Origin of the sequence: Nostoc sp. LEGE 06077, from assembly GCF_015207705.1 — a bacterium.
Classification (GTDB): domain Bacteria; phylum Cyanobacteriota; class Cyanobacteriia; order Cyanobacteriales; family Nostocaceae; genus Nostoc_B.
In genome coordinates, this window is record NZ_JADEWI010000053.1 from 1 (window position 1) to 13955 (window position 13955).

Here is a 13955-nt window from a genome sequence, read left to right on the forward strand (position 1 = left end):
CCAATTCCGATTTATTGCTTGGATTTAATCACCTAATTTTTACAATGAACCAATTTAAACCTTTTTTCTCTTCTGGATAATTTCATTTATTTACTACTTGCTTATTTCGGAAAGTGACAGAAGAGGGATACAGCACTTCCGTCTGTTATAAAGTACAATAGATTAAAATATAAATACTTTTAAATGAAGTCATACTCTATCGATCTTCGAGAAAAAATAGTTGCGGCACATCTTCAGAAAAACATTTCAATCAGGAAAGTAGCTAATATATTTTCTGTCTCAAAGAGTTTAGTCCAAAAGCTTGTAAAACAACAAAAAGTTGAAGGAAATTTACAATCTAAGCCGCGAGGAAAACCACAATTTAGTCATCTAACAAATGCTGATATAGAGTTGACAGAATTAGTTGCATCACATCCAGATGCAACATTGATAGAATTGTGTGAATTATTTGCAGACAAGACTGGCAATTTCGTAGGTCGAAGTGCAATGTGTCGTGCGTTACAGAAATTAGGATTAAATCGAAAAAAAAACAAAGCGGAGTAGCCAAGCAGGCACGGAGAGAGTCCTGAATTTAAGATTAGATTTTTGGGAAAAGGTGAAACATATAGAGCCAGAAAATTTAGTATTTTTGGACGAAACTGGCGTTCTAATGGGTTTAACAAGGACTCATGCCCGTTCACAAATTGGAACAAGAGCTTACTCTCTGAACCCCTTCTATCGTGGATCAAAAGTTACAGTAATTGGAGCAATTAGTATTAAAAAAGTAGTCGCATTAATGACAATAAATAATTCAATGGATGGTGAAGCTTTTGAAGTATTTATTGAGAAGTTCTTAGTGCCAGAGTTATGGTCAGGAGCGGTGGTAGTAATGGATAATTTATCCGCACATAAACTCGATTCAATTGTGCCAATGATTGAAGCTGTCGGCGCTTCAGTTCTTTGTTTATCACCATATTCTCCGGATTTTAATCCAATTGAATTATGGTGGTCACAACTCAAATCTTTTTTACGCAGTTTTGCTCCAACTACAACAGAAATGGTTGATAAACTAATATCAGTTGCACTCGACTTAATAAATCCTCAACATTTAAGAAACTGGTTTGCTACTTGCTGCTACTGTACCTCATAACAGCCGGAACTGCTGTATCTAACTTGGAAGATAGAACTGACTTTGGCTCCAAGAACTGCAAACATATCAGTACCAACGCCGTCATCATGACCAGTACAAAAGAGAACTTAGCGGATCTAAAAAACATGGTTTATGCTCCACCCTTTTTACTCGTGTAATTTGAAATTACAGATAATGGTTAGATTATGCATCCATACAGTCTTGCTTAGGATAACGATTAGATAAATGCCTATACGGGTATCGGCCGAGATACCCTATACCGTTTTGGTCAGTTAATTCGATTTCTACTTTCTTATTCGCTGCTGGTGTAACTGTTGGTAGTTCACCACTAAATTTAATTGTCACTTCGCTTTTGACTTGCTCCCGCTTGCCCCTGGCTCATCAAAGATTCAAATTTTCCGTTCCTGATTTTATCAGGATTGGAGAACAACTTCGCATCCTAAACATTATTTAATCCCCAAGGAATTTAAAAGATGTAGAGAAAAATCGTTTACCAAAACGTTTTTTGTATTGTTGGGGACATTTACGAATCTTGTTCGCGGTCTGCCTGTTTAGTGCAGCCAGAATCCGCGAATTAAGTATAGATTTAAATCAATGATTTTTAGAATTTCTAAGCTTTTTACTGATGATAAATTCAAAAGTAAGAAACAGAAGTAAGAAAAAGTTTGATGAGGCTGTAAAAGGCATGAAGAGCAGGTATTTCAGCCGCCGATGCGTCGCAAACAACTTGCTCAGTCGTGGCTATCATTGAGATTTTCAGGATTTTGGGAGTCAGCCCTTGTAAATTTTTTCTTTTTAATAGACTTGTCCACAAAAGATAAAAAGCTTACTGTGAAAGCGTCACACGAACTATAACTGGGATGAAACACTAATTATGGCTGAACGCAAGAATAAGGTTTTGGGGATGAGAATATCAAACTTATTAAAAGTTTTCAGAAACATAGCTTTCTAAATAATAAAATCTAAAGGCTGATAATTCAAGTTTCATTACTTAGTATAAACGAATAATTTAGATGTAACCTAACTAATCCACATACAGCCATTATTACCTGATTATAACGATGTCGAGCTAAACGAAATCTCTCACTAGCTACTCGAAAAGTTTTAACTCTACAGATGAGATGTTCAACACCAATTCTTCTTGATGATAATTTCTGATTTTCTTGTTTTTGAATCTCTGAAAGTTCAGCTTTTCTGGGCTTTTTATAAGGTGTGGTAATAAATTATTCTCCTATATAAGCTGTTTTAACTTAGCTTCTTTTTCTTCTAAATCTTTCTCCAAGTTTTGTTCGTTCTTCATCAAATTCTTGTATACTTATTTCTTGTTCTAATTTTGATTTTTTTGACAATTCTTCTACTCCTTTTTCATTTCATCAACAATTTTGCAAGTTCCTTGTGCAATGTAAAGAGCCGCTTCATTGATGTCAAATTCTTCAGTATTTGTATTATTCATTTCCCAGTCTTATAGGCTGGACAATTTAATATTACCTTACCGAGCTTGGTTTACACTATCTTTATTTTCATTTCCGCAGGAATGAAAGAATCGCATTTTGAACACTTTTCAGCAACCATTTTTTATTTCCTAAAAATCGGTGTTAATAATGGTAGATATGTACTAAAGTAAATTTAACCGTAAAAACACGTAAAATTAGTTTTTTTGTCCCGGACTTGTCCAAAATATTCTGTACTTCTATCAGTGCTTTCTCTCCTTGAAGTGCGATCGCCCCTGGCTATATGGGAAACTGAGATTCTATAACCGATAATGAAATTTATCGGCGATGACACCAGAGGCAAACTAAACCGTTTCAGATCATTTACCGCCCCCGAAGCGATCGCTAATGTAATACTTGTTGCTTTCTCCGAGTCGCACCTGTAGGAGAGATCGCCTGAGTTCGAGTTGAGGGCTGTAGGTGAGAATGTAGTACATCCTTATAGAGACGCGCTCCGGCATAGGTGGTAACGTTTTGCGGGAGAATGAGGGGGATAGGATTGCGGGGAATTCAGCTGCCTTGCTTTTAGCATGACTTCAATGCTTCAAGGGGCGACAATCGCCCCTAAACCCGGACAGGGAATGGTTTGGGAGGTACAGACCCCTGGAAAAAATGAGGTGCTTATTGAGAATGAACTGTATAGGGTTAATAGACTCTTCTGTGGAGATCGGTTTCGTGGTAAAAAAGAACGGTCTCGTAATTTGAACAAGACCGTCATTATAATGTTGGCATCATTCTACCAAAATTTTTTAGAAAAATACCTGAATAAAGCACAGTTAATCACCCTAAAGATGTTGGTTGGTGTGGTTGCTACAAAATCAAAAACAAGTGAAGATAGAAAAACTGGCAGCGACCCTACCGTTACCAATACAACAAAACAGTCAAAGACGGCATTTACAAAGGTTTCTAACGCTAAATGCTTTGAGGGTAGTATTGTTATGGTTTCCCATCATTGAAGCAATAATTAACCAACATTTTAAAGTAGGGTCACAATTAACCATTGCAATGGATAGAACACAGTGGAAAGAAAACAATGTGTTGATGGTTAGTGTGATTTACCAAAAAAGAGCGTGGCCAATATATTGGTGTTTGTTAGAGAAAGATGGTAGTAGTAATCCCGCTGAACAGCAAAAAGTATTACGTCCAGTAATCCGTTTATTAAAAAACTACAAATTAGTGATTATCGGGGATAGAGAATTTCACAGCGTAGAACTAGCACAATGAATGGCTCCACAAGGAGAATATAGGTTTTGTACTCCGTCAAAAAAAGGATCCTACTTTTCGGAAGAAAAGACAGAAATTTCAGCCTTTGAGTAGCATTGAGATTTATCCTGGTGTTCGCTCCTTTTATCCCGATGTTAAAGTTACTCAAAAACGTGGTTTTGGTCGGTTAAATTTAGCTGTTTATTGGAAAAGAAAATACAGGGATAAGCAAGATAAAGAAGCTTGGTATTTATTAACTAATTTACCTGATTTAAACACTGCACTCAAAATCTATGCTCAACGTTTTGGTATTGAAGCGATGTTCAAAGATTGTAAAACAGGCGGTTACAATTTGGAAAACTCTCAAGCCAGTCCTGATAGACTTGTACGAATAATCTTCTTAATTGCTTTAGCCATGACTAGTGCTTGGTTGCAAGGTCAAAAAATTAAATTGCAACGACAACAATCTTATGTCTGTCGTTCCCAAGAGCAAGGTAAAACTGGAAAAAGGCATAGTGATTTTTGGATAGGTTTATATGGTTTTAATTGGATAGAAGCTTTGCATGAGTGTCAAGCATGGGTTGAGGAACTGGTCAGTTCTATTCGCAATAAGCAGGTATATTATCAGCAAGGTTTACGGGCTATGACGCTTATACAGCAATCGCTTTAGCTCGATTGTCGCCCCTTGAACTTCAATGCTCTCAAAAACACCAAACTAAGAAACTTGTTATGCCGCTTTGCTAACACTTCTAATTAGTTCCGCAATCTCACTCGCAATTTCCTCAATCGTGTGTGTTGCTGTACTTCTGGCGACTTTATCAGCAAGTGAAGGACTAAACTCGATTACTTCCTGTTTTGAAATCTTATGCCAGATAGGAAGCAAGATTTGTTCTCCAGTTATTGTTCGTGTAACAATTCCATCTAACTCATAGTTTGTCCAGCCTTTACTAATGAATGATTGTGAGAGAACGACAAGTCCTACACGGCTGTTTGCTAAACCACGATCAATTTTCCGCCGGAGACTATCCCCAATTTTTAATTCAAACTCGTCATACCAAACCCTCAATCCCTCATTTTTTAGTGCGCTTGCTAAAGGCCTTACTATCCCTTCTTTATCCTCTGAAGCATGAGAGATAAAAACATCGTACTGACGTGTATACTCAGTTACATCTGGCAAGAAGTCAGGCTGTACTAAACTAGGAACTGAAGAAAGCGGAGCTTCTTTGATCGTCGGTAACGGGCTTGGAAGTAAACGGGCAGAGGAACTAACACCGCCACGCAGACCTCTCATGTCTACAGCAATATGCCAATTACCTGATCGAGGGATTTGCAGGCGAACTGGTGATTTTGTCGCTAGACCTCCAAAGTATCTATGCTCTCGACCATTTCTGTAACTTTGGAAATTTGAACTGTCCATTAGAAGTACATTAGCGGCACTACCTGAAAGGGTGATTTCCACTATTTCGTCACTTTTGCACTGCCCTAGATCATGATGAACAAATTTCATGTGAATCTCAATTACTATTTGTAGTTTTTTTGTATTATATTAACGTAGTTATAGAGACTGTTTCTATTCAATATCTCTAAGCATTAAAGGCTGAAAATCAGTGTTTTCATGGTATATCTGTACTAAGAGTAATTTAACCGTAAAAACACGTAAATTTAATTTTTTTGTGCAGAACTTGGACAAAATATTCTGTATTTTCATCAGTGCTTTCTCTGCTGGAAGTGCGTTCGCCTTAATTGCGTGTTCCTTCCGGCCTCACAGGGATGTCGTCATACGTGCATTAACCGACATCTTAACCCTCATTTGTCACTCTAAGCAGAGGAAAATACAAAATCAGGGTGAGTCAGGAATATAAAAAGTGGGGAAGTGAGTCTATAAACAATGGATTGAAATTTAGCAAATCCTAATGATAGTTGAGGGATAGGAAAAACTGTCAGCCAAGGCTGGATTAAGTTAAATAGGATAAAAGGTTGAGCAATTAAGCGAAGATTATTCAGAATATTTTTCCAGCCTTTGTTATCATCCCACCAGGGGTGCTGGGCTAATTTTGATGCAGATGTTGGAGGAGAAGGCTGCATTTGTTCAGCGTGAAGACTAACCATTAAGTAAGCACTACAAATAATCTCCCACCACCGTTCAATATCTTGATAGCGAGTAAAACGATAATCTGCCCAACCTAATTCATCTTTACTTTGCTTTAAGCCATACTCAACCCAGGTTCTTAGACCATAAAAATTCCCAACTTCTCTTGAAGTAATGTCGGGATATTTACTCATCACATACCAAGTAGAGTTGCCAGGTAAGTTCTCATAGTTTGTGGTAATTTGCTAATATCTTTTTTCTTGCCGCTTACCATGAATAATTTCTCTAATAAATCGATTCTCACTGCTCAGGTCAGAGAATACACGTTTAAATCTTTGCCACTCTAAATATTGAGTACGCTGCCTCGGAAGTAAATCTACCTCATGGTTTGAGCGAATTGCAACTATATAGTTTAGATTCATTTCATCTAACACTGATATGAAATTAGGCTCACTCTCACCATATAAACTATCTGCTAGTACCAGATTAAATCCAAAGCCCATTGACTTGAGTTTTTTGATTAAAGTTGCGGCTATTTGTGGCTTAGTTAGATATTTATCTTCTGGCTTTAATTTTTCACGAGGCTTATAGACTTCAAACAGTAATGTTCAGGTCATTCCACAGAATACACCGTATGCTGTAACTACTACAATTCCATTGTCTACTTTTCCTAAGTTTCCTCTATACTGCCTTTTGACATAATCTGTCTTAGAACCCTTCTTTTTATCTCCTGTTTCGTCAATGATTAAAATGATTGGTCTATCTTTTATTACTTGAAGGATTAGTGCTAATCTCATGGCTCTTAACTCCTCTACATCCCAAGGTGATGTAGTTAAGAAATGATGTAGTCCCTGCTGGTTATCTAACCCTGTAAGTTTTGCTATTTCTGGTAAAGTTTTCCGTTTTAGTTCAGAAATACAACCGATATGTAAGTATTTAAATGCTTCAAAACTTCTAACATCTGAAAACAGCTTTCTATACCACTGACAATATTCATCTACGAATTTGACTGTTTTTGCACCTTTTCGCGGCTCTATCATATTCCCTAAAACACTTTCGGCGTTTTTCCTCTATTATTCTCTCATGGGAGTGACAACAAAGGGTTACTGTTTGATTCAACCTTGGCTTATAGTATTTAATATTCCTGGCATGAAACGCTGCTTTCTCAAATTAATCGACTTCATGAATGATTTTCGCGCTTCTCCTATCAGTTTTCCTATTGCTAGTTCATCTCCTTGTAGTTTTTTCTCTTCCTAAAGTAACAAAAGAGGGATCATATTGCTGGTATTAGTGGGATAGGTTCCAACAGATTCAATTTTTCCAATAACAACACCGACGACAACATCTGCCCCTTGTTGAAGTCGGGTTTCCAGATAGCATTCTCCCCAACCTCAGCCTGTGCCTTAGCTCTTTTGCTGTCTCGACTGGTCAAAAACTGCCGCCCCACAAGACGATTTTTAGATATTTCTAATTTATAAGACTCATTGTAACAAATAGTAACGGGTCTTGACCTATTTATAACACGCAAATGTTCATTGGGAATACTAGCTTCATCAAACGAAATTATACAACAGGGTAAGTAGAAATGACAGACGTAAACTCTACTATAGTGATTCCTGGGTATCAAATAATCTCACAATTTTATTCCAGTGCTAGAACTAGGGTATATCGAGCAATTCGAGAGCAAGAAAAACTTCCAGTAGTAATCAAGATTCTGACATCAGAACATCCCAGCTTTAACGAAATACTACATTTTGTTAACCAATATACAATTAGTAATAATCTTCATATTCCTGGTATTATTCATCCCATATCGTTAGAAATCTATGGTAATGGCTATATTTTAGTGATGGAAGATAGGGGAGAAATTTCTTTAAGAGAATATATTAAGACTACTATCTTCACCCTAGTTGAATTTTTAGAGATTGCAATTCAATTAACTAATATTCTTCATGGTTTACATCAAAACCGTGTGATTCATAAAGACATCAAACCTGCAAATATTCTGATTCATCCGCCAACGAAACAAGTTCAACTGATTGACTTTAGTATCGCCTCTCTATTGCCTAAAGAAAACCAAGAAATAAAAAATCTCAATATTCTAGAAGGAACGCTGGCTTATATTTCTCCAGAGCAAACAGGTAGGATGAATCGAGGAATAGACTACCGTAGCGATTTTTATTCTCTAGGAGTGACATTTTATGAATTATTGACAAAAAAATTGCCATTTATATCTGATGACCCAATGGAATTAGTACATTGTCATCTTGCAAAAATACCAAATGAAATCAAAAATGAACAGATTCCACAAGTACTTTCAGATATTGTCATGAAATTGATGGCAAAAAATGCTGAAGATAGATATCAGAGTGCTTTGGGGTTAAGAGATGATTTAGAAAGTTGTTTATATCAATTACAAGAAATAGGTAGGATCGAGAATTTTTATGTTGGTCGAAGGGATGTGAGCGATCGCTTCTTGATTCCCGAAAAACTTTACGGTCGAGAGACAGAAGTTAAAATCTTGCTCGAAGCTTTTGAGCGCGTCGCTAATGGTAGTTCGGAAATGATGTTGGTAGCAGGGTTCTCCGGAATTGGTAAAACAGCGGTAGTCAATGAAGTCCATAAGCCAATTACCCGTCACCAAGGATACTTTATCAAAGGTAAATTTGACCAGTTTAATCGCAACATTCCCCTATCAGCCTTTGTGCAAACCTTACGAGATTTGATGGGTCAATTATTATCAGAATCAGAAATGCAATTGCAAACATGGAAAACTAAAATTCTGGAAGCTGTAGGTGATAATGGACAAGTCTTAATTGAAGTGATTCCTGAACTAGAACTAATTATTGGTAAGCAACCTCCAGCACCAGAATTATCAGGAAGTGCAGTACAAAATCGCTTTAACTTATTGTTCTCAAAATTTCTTGCTGTCTTTACCACCAAAGAACATCCGTTAGTTGTCTTTCTAGATGACTTACAGTGGGTAGATTCCGCTTCTTTACAGTTAATTAAACTCTTGATGCAGGATAATAATTATTTACTGATATTAGGGGCTTATCGAGATAATGAAGTCAAAGCTACACATCCTTTCATATTGATGGTAGCAGAACTGAAGCAAGCCCAGAAAACTGTGAATACGATTATTCTTTCACCGCTGGGTTTAAGTGATGCTAATCAGCTAATTGCTGATACATTGAATTGTATAACCGAGCGCGCATATCCTCTTACAGAGTTAATTGTTCGTAAAACCCTGGGAAATCCATTTTTTATCACCCAGTTTATCAAAGTTTTACACGAAGCAGAGCAGATTACATTTAATCGTGAACAAGGCTATTGGGAATGTAATATTGCTCAAATCAATGAGCTATCTTTAACTGACGATGTAGTAGATTTTATGGCTACTCAGTTGCAGAGATTGCCTACTGAAACTCAAGAAATGCTTAAGTTAGCAGCTTGTATTGGCAATCAATTCGATTTAACAACTTTAGCAATTATTTGTGAAAAATCACAAGCCCATACGGCAATGGCTTTGTGGAAGGCTTTACAAGAAGGATTGATAGTGCCACAAAACCAAATGTATAAATTTTACTTGCACCCTAATACCGCAGAAGAGAATACTGGCAACGTTAAAAATGTATTGTATCGCTTTCTGCATGATCGCGTCCAACAAGCTGCTTACTCCTTGATACCTGAAGCACAAAAACAAGCTACTCACCTCAATATTGGGAAATTACTTTTAAGTAAGATATCAGAGCAGGAATTAGAAAACCGACTATTTGATATTGTGAATCAGCTAAATATAGGTATTAAATTGGTCAAAGACCCTTGCCAAAAAGAACAGTTAGCTCAGTTAAATATGCGAGCTGGCAACAAAGCTAAAACTGCTACAGCATACTCTGCGGCTGTTAGTTATTTAAACACAGGTGTAATGCTCCTGAGAGTAGATAGTTGGCAAAGTCAGTATGAACTCACTTTGAAAATGTATGAATCTTTAGCAGAATTAGAATATTTAAATACTAATTTTGAAAAATCGAAATATTTAATTGAACAAACGCTTTTATCAGCTTGTCAAGTATTAGATAAAGTAAAAGTTTATGAAATCCAAATTCAATCGTATACTTCCCAAAATAAACTTATAGAATCTATAGATACAGGTAGAGAGGCTCTGAATTTACTTAGGATAGATTTCCCTTATGAGTGTGATGTTAAAACTATGAACAATCGACATCAACAACTCAAAATTATTTTAGGTGATCGCCTCATAAAAAGCCTAGCAGATTTACCATATCTGCAAGATCCTTATCAATCCGCTGCAATGCGAATCCTGGTAGGTTTATTTGCATCAGTGTATTTAGCCAAGCCTGAATTGTTACCCTTAAAAATATTCACAATGGTGAAAATTTGTATTCAATATGGTAACTCTCCCCAAGCTGCAATCGCCTATAGTCTTTATGGTTTATTTTTATGCACCATAGGAGAAATCGCAAGCGGCTATCAATTTGGTCAACTTGCAACTATTGTTTTAGAACAATTACAAGCCAAAGAATTGACTAGTAAAGTTAATCTCACTTTTGCTTTATTTATTAAACATTGGCAAGACTCTATTCGTTCTGTATTACCTGTATTTTTAGCTGGGCTGACTAGTGGACTAGAGCATGGAGATTTAGAATATGTTGGTTATTGTGCTAACAGCTATTGTCAATTTTTATTTTGGGCGGGAGAAAATCTTGAAATTGTTGAATCCGAAGCTGATAAATACTCCCAACTAGTTCAAGAAATTAAACAAGAAGCTTCTGCAATTTGGACAAGTACATGGCAACAAACTGTAATGAATCTGCGAGGTAATGCTGAAAATCCCACAATGCTAATTGGTTCTAGTTTCAATGAGCTTGAAACTCTTCCATCCCTAATTCAAAGTTGTAATGTATGTGGAATTTGCTACGTTTATTTAGCTAAAATCTTATTATTTTATTTATTTAATGACCCTCAAAGTGCAATAAAGTACACAATTAAATTTGAAGAATATGAACAAGGTGCAGCGGGATTGCTAATTATTCCCTTGAAGAATTTTTATCAATCTTTGAGTTTGCTCTCGTTGTATTTTAGTACAGATGCAGACATGGAAATTAGTGATTTTGACAAGGTTGCCAATAATCAAAAGTTTCTCAAAACATGGGCTGATTATGCTCCCATAAACTACTTACACAAGTTTCATTTAGTAGAAGCTGAAATCTGCCGCGTATTAGGAAAACATTATGCAGCTATAGAACATTATGATCTTGCCATTGCTGGGGCTAAAGCTAATGGTTACATTCAAGAAGAAGCTTTAGCTAATGAACTGACAGCTAAGTTCTATCTGAACTGGGGTAAAACAAAACTTGCTCAAGTATATATCGAACAAGCTTATCACTGTTATGCTTTTTGGGGAGCAAAAGCAAAAACTACCTATTTGGAACAACAGTATCCGCAACTACTAACAGGTATTCTCCAACCAATCAAACAAGTTGCTGTATCTAAAGCAAGCATTACTCAAAATTTAATGCAGAATGTCAATGTCTCTAGTAACAGTATTAGTCAGGATTTGTGGTTAGATTTGCCAGCAGTTATGAAAGCTTCTCAAGCCATTTCTCAGGAAATTGAATTAGAGAAGCTGTTAGCAACTTTAATGCAGATTGCTATAGCTAACGCTGGCGCACAAATTGGTTATTTAGTTCTTAAGGTAGAAGAAAAATTATTAATAATTAATAAAGCTAATGCCGAACAAGTAAAAAACTTAGAAATTCTTCTAGAACAGTGTGAAGAAATTCCCCAGAGTTTGATTTATACAGTAGCACGAACTCAACAGACGGCTGTATTTGGAAACTTGAGTCATTCACGGCAATTCGATAAAGATAACTACATCATCACTCATCAGCCCAAATCAGTTTTGTGTACTCCCATCAGTTGTCAAGGAAAACTTGTTGGAATTTTGTATTTAGAAAATAACCTAACTGTAGGTGCTTTTACAAGTGATCGCATCGAAATTCTCCAACTTCTCACAAGCCAAGCTGCCATTTCAGTAGAAAATGCTCGGTTATATCAAAAAACAGAAAACTATGCTCATATTTTAGAAGCTGAAGTAGAACGTAAAACCCAAGCTCTTACACAAAAAGCCGAAGATTTAGAGCAAACTTTAAAACAACTGCAACAAACTCAAGCGCAACTAATTCATAGCGAAAAAATGTCATCTCTAGGTCAAATGATTGCTGGAATTGCTCATGAAATTAATAATCCAGTTACTTTTATCCAGGGCAATCTCACCCATACAGAAAATTACATTCAAGATATGATGCGTTTACTGACACTTTATCAGCAGCAATACCCTCAAGCTAATCCGGTTATTCAAGCTTTAGAGGAAGAAATTGAGCTTGATTTTCTGTTTGAGGATGCACATCAAACCTTAAAATCTATGAAAGCTGGCAGTGAACGTATCAGCCAAATTGTTTTGAGTTTACGTAACTTTTCCCGTTTGGATGAAGCCGAAATTAAGGCTGTAGATTTACACAGTGGCATTGATAGCACATTATTAATTGTCCAACATCGCTTGCAAAAATCTGTAAACCAACCTGAAGTTTGTGTGATCAAGGAGTACGCTAATCTACCTCTGGTGACTTGTTATCCTAGCCAGTTGAATCAAGTTTTTCTGAATATCATCAATAATGCGATTGATGCGATTCGAGATAATCCCTTATGTAGCGAAAATCCTCAAATTCGTATTCGTACTGAAGTGATTGACAGTAAACGCTTACGAATTGCAATCTTTAATACAGATAGTACAATTCCTGAAAGCTTTTATGAGCGGATTTTTGAACCGTTTTTCACTACAAAGCCGGTGGGACGTGGTAAAGGCTTAGGTTTATCTGTCAGTTATTCAATTGTTCAACAACATAGCGGCAATTTAACTGTACATTCTCACTCCATAGAAGGAACGGAATTTGAAATTGTTCTTCCTATCAGTTAAATTCACTATTGTTTTAGCCATTTATCCACTTCTCCCAATCAGGAGCCGCCGCCACCAACTGTTCAAACATCGCAGGCTCCGATTCCTCAAAAGCCACCATCACTCCCCAACGCTCATCGTTAAAAATTCGCAATTCGCAATTCGCAATTGTGGACTTAATTGAAAATAATTCACTTAGGGTACAAACCCCTGATTTCAACCAGATCAAAGAAAGAAACTGCTTGTGTATCAATATTCAAGTTCTTAACTTCGTTGTGAGCAAGGAAACTGCGAATTGCGAATTGCGAACTGGAATTAACCTGCTGCCACCATGAATCAGCGAGGTTGTCTTGCCCCTCCAAACCCACGCAATTATCATTAATGGGAGTGATATTGTGTCAGTAACTTGATTTTGTAACTTTATATTATTAGTGACTGACACCAACTCTCGATTTAACCGCTGCTTGAAAATCCCAGAGCGCTCATCATCAGGCGCAACAAACTTATACACAAACTCCCGCTTACCCCTCGGCCCCAACCGCCCCACATACGATAGCCGCAAATCAATCTTGTCGAGTAACTTCTGTGCGATGCCTACGGCAACCCGAAGCGGGAACGCCACAGGAGTCAGAGTCAGTCTAGAACTGCCCAGAAATGGTGCAGCCCCTTTGAAGCAGAGCAATATTATTTATACTTATTGCAAAATTCTTTCACTCCCCACCCGGAAACCGCCGCATCATCTCCCGCAATTCAACAGCCTCCCCATCCGGTGTATACACGCACGACCCCACCCGACATCGCCAACACAATTCTTTCCCTTCGCGCTCATTCAAACCAAGCACTAACATCAGCAGTGACAGTATTCTTGCCCTTAGCCCCACTCTTGCAGGAATTGATGAACAGTCCAGTCGGATTGTCGCACCACCTTGAGAGCGATCCCATCTTTGACCTGGCGATTACACTCCAAATTGCACCAGCACCCACAACTGTGATCGCACCCTGGGAATTTTCATAGTATCAGTGTACCGCTAGTTTCTTCTAAGAAGGAGGGGCGATCGCTCTTTG

Annotated in this window: 9 protein-coding genes and 2 pseudogenes; 7 read left to right on the forward strand and 4 right to left on the reverse strand. The window is 37.2% G+C overall.

Translation table 11 applies throughout. The annotated features are described in order from the left end of the window. The first annotated feature begins 183 nt into the window (after positions 1 to 183). Together IQ244_RS25005 and IQ244_RS25010 are read left to right on the forward strand one after the other, a co-directional pair. Positions 184 to 543, forward strand: coding sequence for a helix-turn-helix domain-containing protein (locus tag IQ244_RS25005; RefSeq protein ID WP_193899004.1), 360 nt, complete (start codon positions 184 to 186; stop codon positions 541 to 543). A gap of 52 nt (positions 544 to 595) precedes the next feature. Continuing rightward, a complete protein-coding gene (locus IQ244_RS25010) occupies positions 596 to 1129 on the forward strand; it encodes a transposase (protein ID WP_193899006.1) in 534 nt (177 codons plus the stop codon). 183 nt (positions 1130 to 1312) lie between these two features. On the opposite strand, the gene IQ244_RS25015 is transcribed toward IQ244_RS25010, so the two are convergent. Both IQ244_RS25015 and IQ244_RS25020 read right to left on the reverse strand, forming a co-directional pair. Beyond that, on the reverse strand, positions 1313 to 1474 hold the full coding sequence (locus IQ244_RS25015; protein WP_193899048.1) for a hypothetical protein: 162 nt from the start codon (positions 1472 to 1474) through the stop codon (positions 1313 to 1315). A gap of 632 nt (positions 1475 to 2106) precedes the next feature. Next, positions 2107 to 2349: a transposase family protein gene (locus IQ244_RS25020; RefSeq protein WP_193899040.1), complete on the reverse strand. Its 243-nt coding sequence runs from the start codon at positions 2347 to 2349 to the stop codon at positions 2107 to 2109. 800 nt (positions 2350 to 3149) lie between these two features. Here IQ244_RS25020 and IQ244_RS32690 point away from each other — a divergent pair. From IQ244_RS32690 to IQ244_RS32700, 3 genes and pseudogenes are all read left to right on the forward strand, one after another. Continuing rightward, a complete protein-coding gene (locus tag IQ244_RS32690) occupies positions 3150 to 3575 on the forward strand; it encodes a hypothetical protein (protein WP_228059131.1) in 426 nt (141 codons plus the stop codon). 49 nt (positions 3576 to 3624) lie between these two features. Beyond that, positions 3625 to 3843, forward strand: coding sequence for a hypothetical protein (locus IQ244_RS32695; RefSeq protein ID WP_228059132.1), 219 nt, complete (start codon positions 3625 to 3627; stop codon positions 3841 to 3843). 10 nt (positions 3844 to 3853) lie between these two features. Continuing rightward, positions 3854 to 4492, forward strand: a pseudogene (locus tag IQ244_RS32700) (transposase); the annotation flags it as partial. A gap of 57 nt (positions 4493 to 4549) precedes the next feature. On the opposite strand, the gene IQ244_RS25030 reads toward IQ244_RS32700, so the two are convergent. Both IQ244_RS25030 and IQ244_RS25035 read right to left on the reverse strand, forming a co-directional pair. After that, complete coding sequence (locus tag IQ244_RS25030) at positions 4550 to 5329, reverse strand: DUF1883 domain-containing protein (RefSeq protein ID WP_193899008.1); 780 nt, start codon at positions 5327 to 5329, stop codon at positions 4550 to 4552. A gap of 311 nt (positions 5330 to 5640) precedes the next feature. After that, positions 5641 to 6951 (reverse strand): annotated as a pseudogene (locus IQ244_RS25035) (IS701 family transposase). A gap of 545 nt (positions 6952 to 7496) precedes the next feature. Between IQ244_RS25035 and IQ244_RS25040 the strand changes: the two are divergent. Beyond that, the gene (locus IQ244_RS25040) at positions 7497 to 12911 is read left to right on the forward strand and encodes an ATP-binding sensor histidine kinase (RefSeq protein WP_193899010.1); all 5415 of its coding nucleotides are present in this window, start codon (positions 7497 to 7499) and stop codon (positions 12909 to 12911) included. Positions 12912 to 13587: 676 nt separating this feature from the next. Continuing rightward, entirely contained in the window at positions 13588 to 13905 is a 318-nt protein-coding gene (locus IQ244_RS25045) for a hypothetical protein (protein ID WP_193899012.1), read from the forward strand. Positions 13906 to 13955: the final 50 nt, after the last annotated feature.

Coding starts and splice junctions, on each gene's coding strand:
- IQ244_RS25005 (WP_193899004.1), top strand. CDS start 184: ATGAAGTCATACTCTATCGATCTTCGAGAAAAAATAGTTGCGGCACAT.
- IQ244_RS32690 (WP_228059131.1), top strand. CDS start 3,150: ATGACTTCAATGCTTCAAGGGGCGACAATCGCCCCTAAACCCGGACAG.
- IQ244_RS32695 (WP_228059132.1), top strand. CDS start 3,625: ATGGATAGAACACAGTGGAAAGAAAACAATGTGTTGATGGTTAGTGTG.
- IQ244_RS25030 (WP_193899008.1), bottom strand. CDS start 5,329: ATGAAATTTGTTCATCATGATCTAGGGCAGTGCAAAAGTGACGAAATA.
- IQ244_RS25040 (WP_193899010.1), top strand. CDS start 7,497: ATGACAGACGTAAACTCTACTATAGTGATTCCTGGGTATCAAATAATC.